A 16,106-nucleotide genomic window follows, 5' to 3' on the forward strand; every position below is an offset into this window, starting at 1 on the left:
GAGGGCGCTATTATAAAATATTGTATGCATACAATAAACCATACAATGACGATGTTGTATGGTTCAGGCGGCGCTCTCCCGGCGCTGCTGGCCGTAGCGGCCAGGAGTGACGCCAGTGACGCGTTGAAACGCGCGGTTAAACGCCGCCTGGGATTGATAGCCGACGCGCTCCGCACTCTGCGTCAGGCTTACGCCGCCGGCGATGTGCTGGCAGGCCAGCGCAATGCGAATATGGCGCACGATTTCTGCCGGCGGCAGCGGCGAAACCTGGTTAAAGCGCTGAATAAACCACGAGCGCGACAGGCCCGACGCGCGCGCCATGGCTTCCACCGTCCAGCAGCGTGCCGGAAACAAGACGATCTCCGCCATCAGATTGAGGAATTCTGTGGTCAGTGGAATATTATCCAGCGGCGTCTTCACCGTATGGCTGGATAAATAGTGGCGGATCACCATAAAAAAGAGTAATTCCGTCAGCGAAGCGATCAGTTTTTCACTGGGCGGCACCGCCTGCGTTGCTTCCTGATTAATCACCGCCACCAGTTTGCCGATGGAGCCGGAGCGGTCGTCCTGTGCTTTAAATACGATAACCTGCGGGAAAAAGCTCAACAGCATCTGGCTAATGGTGGTTTTAAAGGTAATAAAGCCGCAGGTCAATGCGGTACTGGTCTCATCTTTATAAGCCAGCGGCTGCATTTCCCGCACCGGCGCCCGCCAGGCGCTTTGCGCATTTTCATGAGAGGAAAGAACGAATGGACAATCCTGTAAAATAAAAACCATATCGCCTTTTTCCAGACGCAGCGCGCCGGCCGACAGGTCGCGGTGCAGCCAGCAGTGCCCCTCCATCACCAGATGATAGCTGGCTTTGCCGCTGCCCGAAGTGCCGCCTTTCCATGAGCCGCAATACTTGCCCACGTGGAACACGGAGTTCTCAATACTCAGATTATCTAATAACCATTCGCTATTTAGCATAGTAAAAAAGAATAAATAAAGGACGAATGAACAATAATCAACTTTTTATCAGCATTGCTCCCCGCGTTCAATAAAAACATACTGGTTGAAATTTACCAGGAGGCTAATTATGACAAGAATTACCTTACAGACTCTGGCAGGCGCGCCGGAGGAATCAAAACCTTATCTGGAAAAAGCCCGGGTCGCTTCAGGCTTTATTCCAAATTTATTACTGGCGCTGTCTAATTCGCCGCAGGCGCTGCAAACATATATAACAGTTGGCGCTATAAATAATAATAACAGTCTATCCGCAGCGGAACGAGAAACGGTGCAATTAATTGCCGCAACCGTCCACGGCTGCGGTTTTTGCGTGGCGGGGCATAGCGCAACTGTCGAAAAGAAAAAGATCATGCCGCCGGCCGATTTACAGGCGCTACGCACCCGGCAGCCGCTGCCCGACCCGCATCTTGAAGCCATCGCCAGCTTCGCCCGCGAAGTCATCGCCACCCGCGGCGCGGTTAGCGAAGCGGCATGGCAGGCGTTTCGCGCGGCGGGCTACGGCGAGCGCCAGGCGCTGGATGTGATCCTCGGCGTCAGCCTGGCCACGCTGTGCAACTTCGCCAATAGCCTGGCGCAAACGCCGCTCAATACCGAGCTAAGCCCGTGGGCCTGGTCCGATTAAATCGGGCCCGTTCTCTGCTGAAGGAGAGTACGCATGCTACATCACTCATTACGCGAGTGGCTTGACAACCGGGCGGAGGAACTCGATCGCTCCGGCGAACTCAGCCACGCGCTATTGCAACAGCTGGCGCAGGCGAACCTGTTTCGTATTGGGATCGCGCCGGCCTTCGGGGGCAGCGGCGGTACGCTGCTGGACGCGATTGACGCCATCAGCGCGGTGGCCCGCCATTCGCTGACGGCGGCGTTTATGTTCTGGGGACACCGTACCTATATCGATATCCTGACCCAGGCGCCAGAGAGCGCGCTGCGCGATCGCCTGTTGCCCGATCTGCTGGCCGGCAGGCTGGCGGGGGCGACCGGTTTATCCAACGCGATGAAATTCCTCTCCGGGCTCGAAGAGCTGCAGGTCGGCGGCGTAGCTAACGGGGAGGGGGGCTGGCGGCTCTCCGGGCAGCTTCACTGGGTGACCAATTTGCAAACCCGCGGTTTCCAGACGGTGACGGTTGTTCAGCCTGATGGCGGCGGTGAACCGTTCATCGCCAGCATCGGTTCCGGCCTTGCCGGAGTGTCGCGCTCTGCCGATCTCGCCCTGATGGCGATGCAGGGCAGCGCCACGGCGGCATTGCGTTTTGACGATGTCGCGCTGGAAAAAGACGGGGTGATCCATCCTGCCGCCCGGACGTTTTTGCCCGCGGTGCGCCCGCGTTTTCTCGGTTTGCAGTGCGGCATGGCGCTGGGGCTGACCGAACGTATTCTTGACGAGTGCCGCGACCGATTAAGCGACGGCCACGTGCTGCGCGGGGAGTGGCAGACGCTGGCACAGCGCTATCGCCAGATCCGCAGCGACCTTTACGCCGGGGTGGAAAGCCAGCGCTTTGTCCAGCAGCCCGGCGAACTGTTCCGGCTGCGCATCGGGCTGGTCGAGCTGGCGATGAGCAGTATACAGCTGGAACTGATGCTGGCGGGAGGCCGGGCCTACCTGTCGCCGCAGGGCGATCGGACCGCGCGCCGCTGGCGCGAATGCGCCTTCCTGCCGCTGGTCACCCCCAGCGTTGTGCAGCTGAAACAGCAGCTGGCAAGGCTGCCGTCATGAGCGTGTTGCTGCACGCCAGCCGCCTTGAGGTGGGGTATCGCCGCGGGCAGGCGACGACCCGCCTGCTACAGGATTTCAACTTTGCGCTGGCGGAAAACGAAATTGTCGCCGTGGTGGGCGCCAGCGGCGTCGGGAAATCGAGCCTGCTGCGGATCCTTGCCGGGCTGGAAAAGCCGCTGGCCGGTGAGGTGAACTATCTCGGCCAGCCGCTGGACGGCCCGCATCCTCACCTTTCGGTGGCTTTCCAGGATCCCACGCTGCTGCCCTGGCGCACTCTGGAACACAATGTCGCCTTTGGCCTCGATTTCCGCCATCAGCCGCGGCTTGAGGCGCGGGAACGTCGGGAACGCGTGCGCCAGGCGATTGCGTCGGTCGGCCTGATCGCCCATCTCAGCAAGCTACCGGCCCAGCTTTCCGGCGGGATGGCGCAGCGCGTGGCGCTAGCCCGATGCCTGGCGCGGCGGCCGAAGGTGATGCTGCTTGATGAACCGTTCAGCGCGCTGGATGAAGTCACCCGCCATGATATGCAGCGGCTGCTGATCGCCGTGCTGAATCAACACCGGATGTCGGCGCTGCTGATTACCCATGATATTGACGAGGCGCTGCTGGTGGCGGACCGGGTTATTTTGCTGGGCGGCGCCCCGGGCCGCCTGATGGGCGAGTGGCGCCCGCAGATCCCCCATCCGCGCGATAATGCGCTGGAGGCGCTCGCCGCCCTGCGGCTGGAAATATTGAAGAAACTGCGCGATGTGCGCGCGGATACCGATGCGGAGAAACGCTATGTGCCTGATGTGTGATGCGATGTCGCGCCGCGACTTTCTGAAACTGAGCGCGCTGCTGAGCGCCGGAACCGCTCTGCCGCTGATAATGCAACAGCAGGCGCGCGCCGCCGCTGAACCGGACGCCCCGGTCAGAATCGGCTATCTGCCGATCGTCGACGCGGCGCCGCTGCTGGTGGCGCACGGGCTGGGCCTGTTCGACAAGGCCGGGGTGCAGGCCGAGCGTCCGGTGATGTTCCGCAGCTGGTCGCAGCTGACCGAGGCGTTTATCGCCGGCCGGGTGAACGTGATTCATATGCTCTCGCCGGTGACGATCTGGGCGCGCTACCAGGCGAAGCTGCCGGCCAAAGTGGTGGCCTGGAATCATACCAACGGCTCGGCGCTGACCGTGGCGCCGCAGATTAGCCGCCCCGAAGAGCTGGAGGGGAAAACCGTCGCCGTGCCTTTCTGGTACTCAATACACAACGTGGTGCTGCAGCAAATATTGCGCAGCGTCGGGCTGCAGGCGGTCACCGGCGCGCCGGGGAAAAAGCAGGTTCGCCTGCTGGTGCTTTCACCTGCTGATATGGTGCCCGCGCTGGCGGCCGGGCAGATCCAGGGCTTTATCGTCGCCGAACCGTTTAACGCGCTGGCGGAAGCGCGCCGCGTCGGGCGGATCCTGCGTTTTACCGGCGATGTCTGGCAAAACCACGCCTGCTGCGTGGTGATGATGCATGAAAGCGATCTCAGCGCGCGGCCGGCGTGGAGCCAGAGCGTGACCGATGCGCTGGTTAACGCCCAGCTGTGGATCCGCCAGCATCGGGCGGAAACGGCGCAGCTGCTGGCGCGCAGCGATGAGCATCGCTATACCCCGCACGATGCCGAGGTGCTTCGTCAGGTACTGCTGCCCACTCCGGCGATGCAGGCCGGCTGGCAAAAGGACGGCGCGATCCGCCACGAAGCGTGGCGTCAGCAGCGGATTGATTTCCAGCCCTGGCCGTACGCCAGCTATTTCGCCTCGCTGACCGAGCAGCTGAAGCAGACGGTAATGGAGGGAAATAGTGATTTTCTCGCCCGGCTCGACGGGCAGCAGGTCGCCGCCGAGCTGGTGGCGTCGGATTTCGTGCGTCAGAGTATCGCTCGCGCCGGCGGCCTGACCGCGTTTGGTCTGCCCGAGCGGGCGTTTGACCGTGAGGAAACGATCGCGCCATGAAGTCGCTTTTCATCCGTATTGGCTGGGCGCTTCCCGGTCTTACACTTCTGCTGCTGCTGTGGGGCGCAATAACGCACTTTGCCGGGGGAATGGCCGGGCTGTTCGCGCCGGAAAACGCCTTCCGCAGCCTGCAGGAGATGCTTGTTCAGGGGGAGCTGGCGCGCAATATCGCCATCAGCCTGTCGCGTGTGGCGGTCGGACTGGGGCTGGCGCTAATGGTCGGCATCCCGTGCGGCCTGCTGATTGGCTGCTCGGCGGCAAGCGAGCGTCTGGCGATGCCGGCGCTGCAGTTTCTGCGCATGATCTCGCCGCTGTCGTGGATGCCCGTCGCCGTGATGCTGCTGGGGATCGGCGATCGGCCGATCTGGTTCTTACTTAGCTTTGCCGCCGTCTGGCCGGTGCTGCTCAATACCGCCAGCGGCGTCAGGCAGCTGCCGCCCGGCTGGCTGCTGCTGGCCCGTTCGTTGAGCGCGACGCGCCGGGAAACGCTTTGGCATATTATTCTGCCCGGCGTTCGCGCCCATATTCTCACCGGCGTCCGGCTGGCCATCGGCATCCTGTGGATTGTGCTGGTGCCTTGTGAAATGCTGGGGGTCAGCTCAGGGCTGGGCTATGCCATCCTTGATGCCCGCGACCGGCTGGATTATTCCGCCCTGATGGCGGTGATTGTGACCATCGGCGCGATCGGTTTTCTGATGGACTGGCTGGCCAGATATTTTATCCGCACGGTGAGCGCCTGATCGCTCTTAACCCCCGCCGAGGGCGAATGTTCCCGGCATACCGTTGCGCATCAGCTCATCGGCGTAGAAATCAGGGACGGCGCTTTCACGGATCGCCTGGGCCGTCCCGGCCACGTCGTAGCGTACGCATCCGATCTCGAAGCTGAGCTTCCCCCGCTGGTAGCGCCCGGCAAGCCAGCTCGCCTGGGGCTGACCGGGCTTGATCCGCCCGGTGGCGCCGACGTTAGCGATAATACACTGGCCCTGCGCCGCCGCCACGGTTCTGACTCCGGCGCGATGGGTATGCCCGCTAATCAGCACGTCAAAATGATACTGCTGCTGATAGGCCAGCAGCTGCTCGTCGCTGACCTCCTCTGTCAGATACTCCGACAGCGAACGCGGGCTGGCGTGGACCAGCAGGATCCGCAGCGGCGCGTGACGCGGGCCGAGATTCAGGCGCTGCGAGGTGGGGAGGTCTTGCAGCCAGCGTCGATTCTCCTCGCTGAGCGTCCGCTGGCTGAGAGTAATGGCCTCAAGGCGGGCCTCTCGTTCGGCCTGGCTATGCCAGGGCAGCGGCGGTACCGGTTCGTTGTCGGCGACGCGGCGATCGTGGTTACCGAGCACCACCGGGATATTCCGCTGGCGCAGGAGCGCGATGGTCTCGTTGGGCCAGGGGGCAAAGTCCACCAGATCGCCGAGGCAGTAGCAGGCGTCAACCTTATATTGCTCGATATCATCGAGCACGGCCTTCAGCGCCGGCAGGTTGGCATGCACATCGCTAAACGCGGCGAACGTAAAGTCAGCCATGGTTTTTTTCCTTCGTGTTCATTGACCAGATGATAAAAAGCGCCGAGCAGAATGCGAACAGCGCCGCGCCGATCAGCATGAGCGCAAAGCTGCTGCGATAGGCGCTGTGCATCAGCGCCTGTAGCAGCCCGGCCTGCTGCTGCGGATAGCTCGCCAGCGCGCGCGCGACGTCGCCGGTCACCAGCCGGGAGATCGCTTCCTGATGGAGAGGCAGGTGGTTTTCCTGCAGGGCCGCGCTCAGCATGTGGCGCAGGCTGCTGGCCAGAATGGCGCACAGCATGGCGAATCCGAGCAGGATCCCGGAAAAGCGCGCCGTGGTGCTGATCCCGGAAGCCATGCCGGCCCGCTCGTGTGGGACGGTCCCCATAATCGCCTTTTGCGTCTCGCCGTTGAGCATCCCGCCGCCGCTGCCGAGGATCGTCATCCCGCCGGCGATAAGCCCGCTCATCTGCTGCTGGACGGCGACGGCAATCAGCAGATTTCCCGCCGCCACCAGCAGCAGCCCGATCGCCAGCAGCCAGCGGGAGGCAAGGTAATGCGCCAGCCAGCGCCCCACGACGGGAAAGATCAGCATCGCGAGAGCGAAAGGCAGCATGCCGATCCCGGCGCTGAGCGCCGATTTCCCTTCAACATTCTGCAGCAGCAGCGGCAGGAGCGAGGTCATGACCTGGGCGGTGGCTGCGTAGGCGAACATCGCCAGCACCGCGCCGATAAAGGGCCGGGCGTGAAACAGACTGAGCTCCAGCATCGGCGCGCGCCGGCGTTTTTCGACCAGCACAAAACAGCCGAACAGGCACAGGCTGCAGGCGAGGCGCAGCAGGACGCTGGAGCTGAATAAGCCCTGCTCCGGGGCGAGAATAAAGGCCCAGGTGAGCGCGAACATCGCGCTAATAAACAGCGCGATGCCGGGGATATCCAGTTTTCCGGCGCCGGGATGACGCGATTCTTCAACCACCCGCAGAACCAGCAGGGCCAGCAGCAGACAGATGGGAATATTGATATAAAAGGCCCAGCGCCAGCCGAGCAGGGTGCTGATAACGCCGCCCGCCAGCGGCGCCAGCACCATGGTGATGCCCATGATCCCGCCCCAGATGGCCCACGCCCGGTTACGCTCCGCGGGGAGGCGCCAGGTATGGCCGATAATCGCCAGCGCGGGAGCCAGCAGGAACGCCGAACCCACGCCCTGAGCCGCGCGGGCAACGTTGAGCCACATCACCGTGGGCGCGGCTCCGCAGGCCAGCGATGCCAGGGTAAAAAGCGCGAGCCCGCACAGCAGCACTTTCCGGCGGCCAAAACGATCCGCCAGCGAGCCGGCAGGCAGCAGCAGCGAGGAAAAACAGAGCACGTAGGCGCCAATAACCCACTCCAGCGCGGAGAAGGTGGCGCCGAGTCCCTGGGCGATGGTCGGCAGCACCACGCCGACGATATTGGTATCGACCACCGTGATGGCGCAGCCGAGCGAGGCGACCAGCAGAACCGAACCCGGCGATTTAACCGACCCGGCGCGAGAGAGGTGGGCCATGAAAACTCCTGATATAAAGGGGGAATGACGGCCATCAGCATCGCCTGCGCCGTCCGGGGTATCAATTGCGCGAAATGGGATTATTATTAGGCAATACCTAATTGTTGGGAGAGCATATGGAGCTTCGCCACCTGCGTTATTTTGTCGAAGTGGCCAACACGCTACATTTTGGCGCGGCGGCGGAGTCGCTGAATATTGCGGTGCCCACGCTGTCGGTGCAGATCGGCCAGCTGGAGCGGGAGCTCGGTACGCCGCTGTTTCTGCGCAACAAACGGCGCGTCCAGCTGACTCAGGCCGGCGAGGTGCTGCTCGAAGAGGCCCTGGCGACGCTGGCCCACGCCAATCAGGCCCGGGAGCGGGTACTCAGCGCCGCGCGCGGCGAACGGGGCTATATCCGCGTCGGCTACGTCGCTTCGGCGCTGATGTCGGGCAGCCTGAGCCAGCTGTGCGCCCGTTTTCGCCAGCATCATCCCGCGGTTTTTGTTCAGGCGTATGAAATAGCGATGGACGGCATGGCCTCCGCGCTGGTTGAGGGGCAGATGGATGTGGCGCTGGTGCGCGCGCCGGTGGCGCTGCCCGCGGAGGTTGCCCATATTGTGCTACAGCAGGACCGTTTCTGCCTGGCGCTGCCGGCGACCCACCCTTTAGCGGCGGGTGAAACCGCCGTTGTCCCCGCAGATCTGAGCGCAGACACCTTTATTTTACCCGAACAGATTTCCGGTACCCGGGAAGTGGCGCGCCGCGGCGGGTTTATGCTCAATCACACCCTGCGGGCGGGCAGCCTGACGGAAGTGCTGGCCAACGTGGCGCTCGGCAACGGCGTGGCGGTGGTGCCGGTTATCCTCAGCCAGGCGATCGTTCTGCGCGAAGTGGTCTATCGGGAGCTGGCCGCGCCGGATATTCCCTCGGCAATTTGGCTGCTGTATCGCAAGCGCGAACGCGCGCCGGTTATTAAAAAATTCATAGCGATGGCGCAGACGCCATAGCGGGATGCGCTGGCGGATAAAAAATTTTCGTCCGCCGGGAATAAACCCGTTCCCCGTTCGTCTTATGGAGACTCTATCGTGACCGAGCTTCTAAGATGAAAACACCTGACCGCGTTTTTGCGCAAAAAAAACTCCTGCTGCTGCTTGTCGGCGCCATTCCCGCGGCCCTGCTGCTGCTCTTCGTCTGGGCCGGCGGCTGGCTGACGCCGGAGCGGCTTTCGGCGAATACGCTCATTGAGGTGCTGGAAAAAAATGGCGGCGTGCATCCTGGCTTTCGCCGCAATCACGCCAAAGGCGTGTGCGTGAGCGGCGAATTTATCTCCAACGGCAAGGCCGAGGCGCTTTCGCGAGCGATCGTCTTTCGCCCGGGAAGCGTACCGGTGACCGGGCGGCTGGCCATCGCCGGCGGCAATCCGGGGGCGCCGGATTACGCCGTGCCGGTGAGAAGTTTCGCCCTGGCGTTCACTTTACCCGACGGCCAACAGTGGCGCAGCGGCATGAACGCGCTGCCTTTCTTTAGCGTCGCCACCCCGCAGGGGTTTTATGACCAACAGCTAGCCACCCGCCCGCTGGCGGCCACCGGCAAACCCGACCCGCAGAAAATGCAGGCCTTTATGCAGGCGCATCCGGAAGCCAAACCCTTCTTCCAGTGGGCGAAAACGCACGTCCTGGCCGCCGGCTGGGCGCAGGAGCAATACAACAGCCTGAACGCCTTTCGCTTTATCGACGCGCACAATCAAAGCCACTTCGTGCGCTGGAGCCTGGTGCCGCACTCGCCGTGGCAACCTATTTCGGCGCAGGATAAAGAGGATAAAAACTATCTCGCCGGCGATCTGAAAACCCGCCTGGCCGCGGGTCCATTATCCTGGGATCTGCTGATTACCGTCGCCCGGCCGGGAGATCCGGTCAACGATGCGACGAAAGCCTGGCCGCAGGAGAATCCCTCGCTGGTGGCGGGAACCGTGGTGATTCACAAGGCTGAAGATCAGCAGGGGGGCGCGTGCAATAATATTAACTACGACCCGCTGATCCTGCCGGACGGGATTGCCGGTTCCGACGATCCGCTGCTGAACGCGCGCTCCGCGGCTTATGCCAAATCTTTTAATCTGCGTACGACCGAAGAGGCCCGTCAGGGTCAGGAGAAGCGTTCATGAAAACTCAGGCGACGACCTTTCATCCGCTGCTGCGCCTTGTTCACTGGCTGATGGCGCTGGCGATACTGGCGATGTTGTTTATCGGCGTAGCGATGGTCTCAACGGTTTCATCCAGCCACTCGCTGCTGCTCGCCGTGCATAAACCCCTTGGCGCCGCTATCGAAGTATTAGTGCTGCTGCGTATCTTTCTCCGCTGGCGCTACGGCGCGCCGGCGCTGCCGGGCACCCTGTCCCGCTGGCAAAAAGGGATGGCGCACCTTAGCCACCTGGCGCTCTATCTGCTGATGGTCGCTCAACCGCTGGTTGGCTGGGCTATGCTTTCCGCTGCCGGCTATCCCGTCACGTTGTGGGGCGGGGTGGTATTACCGGCCTTGCTGCCGGTGAACATCGATCTGTATGCCATCCTGCGCCCTTTACACACGCTGCTGGCGTTTGCGTTATTCGCCGTGGTCCTCGCGCATGTCGCCGCGGCGCTGCTGCACGGGCTGATCCTGCGCGACGGGGTATTCAGCAGTATGAGCGGCGTTCGTCGGCGTTCCGGAGGGTGAATCATGCTGGCGCTTAGCGATGAGGACATTCGCGAACTCCTCCCGCACCTCCAGCGCTTTGCGCTATGGTTGACCCGGGACGTTATGGCCGCGGAGGATCTGGTGCAGAATACGCTGATCAAGGCGTTGGACGGCCCGGCTGACAGGGCAGATGTGCACAATCTGCGCACCTGGCTGTTCTCGATCCTCTGGCGCCAGTTTATCGACGGCGAGCGGCGGCGCAAGCGCTGGCAAAAGCTGCTGACGTTTTTTCAGCAGGAAGCTAAAACGGACGTTGGCGGTGAAAACAGCCTCATGGCGGACGAAACGCTGGCGCTATTTGCCCATTTGCCGGCGGAAAGTCGGGCGCTGCTTCTGCTGATCAGCGTGGAGGAGATGAGCTACCGGGAAGCCGCCGAAGCGCTCAATATCCCTCTCGGAACGGTGATGTCGCGCTTGTCCAGAGCCCGCAAGCAGCTGCGGCAATTGACTGAGGAGCACGCGTCGCCCGTGGTGCTAAGGAGATTAAAATGAGCAATCTGCCCGATGAAAGCCTGCTGCATGCCTGGCTGGATGGCGAAACCGACGAACGGACCAGCCGGGAAATCGAGTCCTGGCTGCGCGATCATCCCGCGGTGGCCCGGGAGGTGGAGGGCTGGCGACAGGATAAGCTGCGTCTGCAGCATGCCGTAAACCGAACGGATATTCGCTACCTTGCCATCAACTCTGATCCCGCCAGGCTGCGTTTTCGCCTGCGTCAGCGGCGTATTCAGCGCGTTGCGCTGGCCTTTTCCCTGGTGCTGGCAATGGGGGCGGGAAGCCTCGGCGGCTGGCAGCTTAAAGAGCACGTTCAGTCGCCGACGCTGCCGATGGAAGACGCGGTGCAGGCCTATAAACTGTTTGGCGATCTTCCGCAGCTCGCCAGCATGGATATCCGCACCAGCGAGCCGCCGATGCTGGAAAACTGGCTGCGACGCTACTTTATCAGCGGTACGCTGCCGCCGGATCTTGAACGCTATGGCTTTAAGCTGATTGGCGCCCGGCTGATGGCCAGCGAACAGGGAGCTTCTGCGTTAGTGCTCTATGAAACCGCCGGAGGGAAGCGGATCGCCTGGTATATCCGTCATCAGGCGGTCCACCTGAGCAAAGGGGCGCGGCAGAGCGATGGCCTGGTGGCGCAGTACTGGAGCGACAGCCATTACAACTATGCGATGGTGAGCCCCGTTGACGGCGACAATTTGCCGGCTTTACGCGAGGCCATTCGCAGCGAAATGGGCTAAACCGACCGGCGCGGCGGGCAATCCGCGCCGGTCGTTTGGCGTAAACCCTCAGGAGGCGTGGAGGTTGAAAGAGGGGATCGTTTTACCATCCACGGTCATGCCGGCGAAAGCGAGCATCGGCGCCAGGGTGGCGTTGTTTTCAGCCGGGAAATTCAGTGTGGGTTTTGAAACCTCGCTGAGCCGGGCAAGCTGTTCCGTCGACAGCGTTACCTCCAGCGAATCGAGGTTGGTTTTCAGCTGATCGAGCCGCCGGGCGCCAATCAGCGTGGCGCTGACTCCCGGCTGCGATCTGACCCACGCCAGCGCCACCGCCGCCGGGCTGACGTTAAGCGCCGAGGCGATCTCGATCACCGTATCGATAACATCGTAGTCCGCCGGCGACGGCATGCCGACCATGCCGCTGCGGCGGGTGTCGACGCTGCCTTCGCCGTTGCGCCTGAATTTACCGCTCAGGAAGCCGCTTTTGAGCGGTGACCAGGGCATGATCCCCATGCCCATCTCCTGCGCCAGCGGGAACAGTTCCCCTTCGCCGGTTCGTTCCAGCAGGGAGTATTCGAGCTGCAGGGCAATAATCGGCGCCCAGCCGCGAAAGCGGGCGATGGTCTGCGCTTCGGCGGTTTTCCACGCCGGAATATCCGAGAAGCCGACGTAGCGAATCTTGCCGGCGGTGACCAGATCGTCGAGCCCGCGCAGCGTCTCTTCAATCGGCGCGGTCCGGTCCCAGTTATGCAGCCAGTAGATATCGATATAGTCGCTCCGCAGGCGCTGCAGCGAGGCCTCGCACTGCTGGATCAGCGCCTTGCGCCCCGCGCCGCCGCCGTTCGGATCGCCGGGGAAGAGATTGCAGTAGAACTTGGTGCTCAGCACCAGCTCATCGCGCCGTAGCGCGCGGTGTTTAATGTAGTCGCCGACGATCTGCTCCGAATGACCGGCGGTATAGATGTTGGCGGTGTCGACAAAGTTGCCGCCGCGGCTGCGGTACTCATCGAGCATGGCAAACGACTCCTGCGGGCTGGCGCCCCAGCCAAACTCTTCGCCAAAGGTCATGGTGCCGAGGCAGTACGGGCTGACCCGTAGCCCGGAGCGTCCCAGGGTAATGTAGTGATTAAGCGGCATAGCGTTCTCCCGTATGGCTAAAAAAATTATTGCCCGAGCATCCTGAGCGAAAGGTCCCACAGGCGCCCGGCCTGCAGAGGATCCGTCGCCCAGCGGCGTACGCCGCTGACGTCGGGGCTATCGTCGGCGACCTGCGGCGAGATGTCGCAGTCCGCGCAGTACACTCCGCCCATGCCGGCCAGCTGTGGGCTGGTCGCGGCCCACAGGCTGGTTGCCGCACCCTGAGCTACGGTTTTCAGCGGCGACGGTACAAAGTCCGGCCCAACCTGCGCCGCCCGGGCGACGGCCGCCTTCTCCTCCGCGCTCATAAAGCGGCTCAGCCCGGTAGTGGGGATCCTGCCGGGATGTACCGAAAACGCGCGAATGCCCAACGGCTCGCCGAGTCGGTCGAGATGTACGGCAAACAGGGCGTTGGCCGTTTTCGACTGGCCGTAGGCCCGCCAGGGATCGTAGGGCCGCTGCCGGTAGTGGATATCGTCGAAGCAGACCGCGGAATAGCGGTGCCCGAGGGATGACAGCGCCACGACGCGCGCGCTCCCCGAGGCGACGAGCGCGTCCCAAAGCCGCAGCGTCAGCTGAAAATGGCCGAGATGGTTGGTAGAAAACTGCGATTCGAACCCGCGGGCGTCGCGGGAGAGCGGCGGGGCCATAATGCCGGCGTTATTCAGCAGAATATCGACGGCGTCGGTTTCGGCGAGCGCCGCGCTGGCGAAGCGGTCGATAGAGTCCGGGTTCAGCAGATCCAGCGGTAGCACGATAGCGTCCGGCATACCGGCAAGGGCGGCCCGGGCCGCCGTCACGTCGCGGGCGGGAACGATGATTCTGGCACCGGCGGCACGCAGCGCCATGACGGTTTGCAGACCAATTCCCGCGTGTCCGCCGGTGACGATGGCGCATTTTCCGCTGAGGTCGACGTGACGCATAACCTCCTCGGGCGTAGAGGTCGCGCTGAAGCCTGAAACAACAGGAGACTGAGGGGTGAGCATAGCTATTCTCCGGGACGAAGGGGGTTGTCACATGGTAGAGTGCCGTCACCGTACGATGAAGCCGTGAAAATGCAATTTATATGCGTGATAGTTCAAATTTAGCCGTTGACCCGCTATCGGATCTGCTCGATTTCCTGCAGGTGCGCTGCGATCTCTCCGGAAGCCTGGTGGCCGGCGGGGCCTGGGCGCGCCGTTTTGCCAACCTCGATTCGATTAAGTTTTGCGCGGTAACCCAGGGGCGCTGCTGGTACGCGCTCGATGACGTACCGGCTCCGCAGCTGGCGGAGAGCGGCGACGTGCTGATTACCAACGGTACGCGCATCCTGACGCTGGCCAGCTCGGCCGAATTACTGCCCGACGCCGGGCAGGCGCCGATCGAACGCGACGACGACGACCGCTATCGCCTGGGGCAGGGAGAGGATTTCACCATGATCGGCGGCAAGGTCCGGCTGGATGCCGATCGCCAGGCGCTGCTGCTGAGCGGACTGCCGCCGCTGATCCACGTCCGCGGCGGCGCAGCCGAAGCTGAACCGCTCTCCTGGCTGCTCAGGCAGCTGGTGGTCGAAATGAACAGCAGCCGACCCGGACGCGCCAGCATGGTGGCCGGGCTGACCCAGCTGCTCTTCACCCAGACGCTGCGCGCCTGGCTTGCCGGCGCGCCGGCGGACGATAAGGGATGGCTGCAGGGTTTTGCCGATCCGCGGCTCTCCATCGTGCTCAGCTGCATTCACGGCGAACCCGCCCGCGGCTGGACCCTGCAGGCGCTGGCAAAAAGCGCCGGGATGTCGAGAACCTCGCTGGCGGTGCGGTTTCGCGAAAGAATGGGGATCCCGCCGCTGGCCTATTTAACCCAGTGGCGCATGTACCTGGCGCGGCGCGAGCTGCTGGCGGGGGCGGCGATCGCCGAGGTGGCCGCAAGGGTAGGGTACGCTTCCGAAAGCGCGTTCAGCAGCGCCTTTAAGCGGGTGATGGGCCTGGCTCCCGGCCACTATCGTCGGGATGCGCGCAACGATGCCGCAGAACCGGCGGCCTCCGGCGATGCGAATAGCGGTGATTTTTAGTCGCTGTTCCGGCAGGACGCTACTTCGCCACCGGCCCGGTTGAGCCGCGAAGCCGCAGGTGCAGATCGAGGATCGCCGGCTTCGCCCTGACGTGCGACGGGCCGAGCTGGGCGAGCAGCAGCTCAACCGAGCGCTGGCCAATCTCTTCTGCGGGAATGGCGATGGTGGTGAGTTCCGGACTTAGCAGGCGGGCGATCTCCACATCGTTAAAGCCGATGACGGAGAGATCGCCGGGGATCGATTTACCCATTTTCCGGGCCGCGCGGTATAGCGCCCCGGCAAGCAGATCGTCATCGCAAACCACGGCGGTAATATCGCTTTCCAGCAGCTGCAGGGCGCAGGCCGTGGCCTCCTCAACGCCGAATCTGGAAAACTGGCGACGCTGCGGCGCAAAGGCGATCCCCGCAAGCGCCAGCTGCTGGACAAAACTGTCAAAGCGACGCTGGAACAGCGCTCGCGGGTAGCGGGCGGCAAGGTAGCCGATGCGCCGGTGCCCGAGGGCGGCCAGGTGTTCGGCCACGGCCTTCATCACCCCGACGGTATTAAGATCGATACCGCTTAGCGTCTCGTCATCGGCTTCAATATAGACAACGTTATTCTGCATCGGCGCCAGGCGCCGCTCGGTCTCTTTGTCGCTGGCGTAGACGATACAGCCGGCGATGGTGTGGCTGTTGAACATCTGCAGCAGGCGCCCGGCCCAGTCCGCGTCGGCGAGGGTGTCGATCAGGATAATGTTGTAGCCGTGCTGGCAGGCGAAAAGCTCTGCGGCATAGAGCACCTGACCAAAAAAGGGCTGCTGCAGGTCGGGAACCGCGAAGGCGAGAGTTTTGACGATCCCCGTGCGCAGCGTCTGGGCGGAAACGTTGGGCCGATAGCCCAGCTGCCGCGCGGTCTCTTCGACCAGGGTTCGGGTGGCGGCGGAGACGCGGCCGGCGGATTTTCCCGAGAGCACCAGCGACACGGTGGACTGGGAGACGTTAGCGGCCCGCGCCACCATCGTACTGGTCACCGCGCCTTCTCGTTCGCCGGACCGGGGATCCGGACGCATTTTTCCACTGTCAGCCATGTCGTCTCCTTTTTTACGCCGCCTATGATGCCTGTCGTGGCCGGGTTAGACAAGGACGGGCTGTAAACCGCGCCCCGGCGGTACCCTTCTTAAGGTCATACGTATTACTTAATATGAGATCGCCGTCACGCACTGATTATGAAGTCATACGTATGATGTCGATCGCCGGCGCCAGCAGACGCCGATCGG

17 protein-coding genes are annotated in these 16,106 nt (G+C 62.8%); 11 read left to right on the forward strand and 6 right to left on the reverse strand.

All coding sequences use genetic code 11. The features are described from left to right. Window positions 1–63: 63 nt before the first annotated feature. Window positions 64–969, reverse strand: coding sequence for an AraC family transcriptional regulator (locus MMW58_RS10345; protein WP_241723284.1), 906 nt, complete (start codon window positions 967–969; stop codon window positions 64–66). 307 nt (window positions 970–1,276) lie between these two features. Between MMW58_RS10345 and MMW58_RS10350 the strand changes: the two genes are divergently transcribed. From MMW58_RS10350 to MMW58_RS10370, 5 genes are read left to right on the forward strand one after another with little or no spacing between them, the layout of a single operon-like run. Next, a complete protein-coding gene (locus MMW58_RS10350) occupies window positions 1,277–1,630 on the forward strand; it encodes a carboxymuconolactone decarboxylase family protein (protein WP_241723285.1) in 354 nt (117 codons plus the stop codon). Between the two features lie 33 nt (window positions 1,631–1,663). Then, window positions 1,664–2,722, forward strand: coding sequence for an acyl-CoA dehydrogenase family protein (locus tag MMW58_RS10355; RefSeq protein ID WP_133598737.1), 1,059 nt, complete (start codon window positions 1,664–1,666; stop codon window positions 2,720–2,722). Beyond that, window positions 2,719–3,519, forward strand: a complete 801-nt coding sequence (locus tag MMW58_RS10360; RefSeq protein ID WP_133598735.1) for an ABC transporter ATP-binding protein — start codon at window positions 2,719–2,721, stop codon at window positions 3,517–3,519. The genes MMW58_RS10355 and MMW58_RS10360 overlap by 4 nt, the downstream gene beginning before the upstream one ends. After that, window positions 3,503–4,693: an ABC transporter substrate-binding protein gene (locus MMW58_RS10365; RefSeq protein WP_241723286.1), complete on the forward strand. Its 1,191-nt coding sequence runs from the start codon at window positions 3,503–3,505 to the stop codon at window positions 4,691–4,693. Before MMW58_RS10360 ends, MMW58_RS10365 begins: the two co-directional genes overlap by 17 nt. Continuing rightward, window positions 4,690–5,433, forward strand: a complete 744-nt coding sequence (locus MMW58_RS10370; protein ID WP_159235650.1) for an ABC transporter permease — start codon at window positions 4,690–4,692, stop codon at window positions 5,431–5,433. Before MMW58_RS10365 ends, MMW58_RS10370 begins: the two co-directional genes overlap by 4 nt. 6 nt (window positions 5,434–5,439) lie before the next feature. On the opposite strand, the gene MMW58_RS10375 is transcribed toward MMW58_RS10370, so the two are convergent. Both MMW58_RS10375 and MMW58_RS10380 read right to left on the reverse strand, forming a co-directional pair. Next, a complete protein-coding gene (locus MMW58_RS10375) occupies window positions 5,440–6,219 on the reverse strand; it encodes a metallophosphoesterase family protein (RefSeq protein ID WP_241723287.1) in 780 nt (259 codons plus the stop codon). Then, window positions 6,212–7,741: an MFS transporter gene (locus tag MMW58_RS10380; protein WP_133598726.1), complete on the reverse strand. Its 1,530-nt coding sequence runs from the start codon at window positions 7,739–7,741 to the stop codon at window positions 6,212–6,214. Before MMW58_RS10380 ends, MMW58_RS10375 begins: the two co-directional genes overlap by 8 nt. Before the next feature lie 116 nt (window positions 7,742–7,857). On the opposite strand from MMW58_RS10380, the gene MMW58_RS10385 reads away from it, so the two are divergent. The 5 genes from MMW58_RS10385 (at window position 7,858) to MMW58_RS10405 (ending at window position 11,688) form a co-directional block, all read left to right on the forward strand. Continuing rightward, window positions 7,858–8,727 carry a LysR family transcriptional regulator gene (locus tag MMW58_RS10385; protein WP_241723288.1) on the forward strand — a complete coding sequence of 290 codons (870 nt, stop codon included), beginning with the start codon at window positions 7,858–7,860 and terminating at the stop codon, window positions 8,725–8,727. A gap of 95 nt (window positions 8,728–8,822) precedes the next feature. Further along, window positions 8,823–9,881 carry a catalase family peroxidase gene (locus tag MMW58_RS10390; protein ID WP_241723290.1) on the forward strand — a complete coding sequence of 353 codons (1,059 nt, stop codon included), beginning with the start codon at window positions 8,823–8,825 and terminating at the stop codon, window positions 9,879–9,881. Beyond that, window positions 9,878–10,429, forward strand: coding sequence for a cytochrome b (locus MMW58_RS10395; protein ID WP_133598720.1), 552 nt, complete (start codon window positions 9,878–9,880; stop codon window positions 10,427–10,429). Before MMW58_RS10390 ends, MMW58_RS10395 begins: the two co-directional genes overlap by 4 nt. 3 nt (window positions 10,430–10,432) lie before the next feature. Then, window positions 10,433–10,942 (forward strand): RNA polymerase sigma factor, encoded by a 510-nt coding sequence (locus MMW58_RS10400; protein ID WP_241723292.1) that lies wholly within the window; start codon window positions 10,433–10,435, stop codon window positions 10,940–10,942. After that, window positions 10,939–11,688 carry an anti-sigma factor family protein gene (locus MMW58_RS10405; RefSeq protein ID WP_241723293.1) on the forward strand — a complete coding sequence of 250 codons (750 nt, stop codon included), beginning with the start codon at window positions 10,939–10,941 and terminating at the stop codon, window positions 11,686–11,688. Before MMW58_RS10400 ends, MMW58_RS10405 begins: the two co-directional genes overlap by 4 nt. Window positions 11,689–11,736: 48 nt before the next feature. On the opposite strand, the gene MMW58_RS10410 is transcribed toward MMW58_RS10405, so the two are convergent. Both MMW58_RS10410 and MMW58_RS10415 read right to left on the reverse strand, forming a co-directional pair. Continuing rightward, window positions 11,737–12,804: an aldo/keto reductase gene (locus MMW58_RS10410; protein WP_241723294.1), complete on the reverse strand. Its 1,068-nt coding sequence runs from the start codon at window positions 12,802–12,804 to the stop codon at window positions 11,737–11,739. A 26-nt stretch (window positions 12,805–12,830) separates the two neighbouring features. Next, a complete protein-coding gene (locus MMW58_RS10415; protein ID WP_241723295.1) occupies window positions 12,831–13,790 on the reverse strand; it encodes an oxidoreductase in 960 nt (319 codons plus the stop codon). 80 nt (window positions 13,791–13,870) lie between these two features. Between MMW58_RS10415 and MMW58_RS10420 the strand changes: the two genes are divergently transcribed. Beyond that, window positions 13,871–14,851 carry an AraC family transcriptional regulator gene (locus tag MMW58_RS10420; protein WP_241723296.1) on the forward strand — a complete coding sequence of 327 codons (981 nt, stop codon included), beginning with the start codon at window positions 13,871–13,873 and terminating at the stop codon, window positions 14,849–14,851. Window positions 14,852–14,870: 19 nt separating this feature from the next. Here the strand turns inward: MMW58_RS10420 and MMW58_RS10425 are convergent, their stop codons facing one another. Beyond that, window positions 14,871–15,917 (reverse strand): LacI family DNA-binding transcriptional regulator, encoded by a 1,047-nt coding sequence (locus MMW58_RS10425; protein WP_133598708.1) that lies wholly within the window; start codon window positions 15,915–15,917, stop codon window positions 14,871–14,873. Between the last annotated feature and the right edge of the window lie 189 nt (window positions 15,918–16,106).

The organism is Klebsiella sp. HC6, from assembly GCF_022605325.1.
In the GTDB taxonomy this organism is placed as follows: domain Bacteria; phylum Pseudomonadota; class Gammaproteobacteria; order Enterobacterales; family Enterobacteriaceae; genus Klebsiella; species Klebsiella terrigena.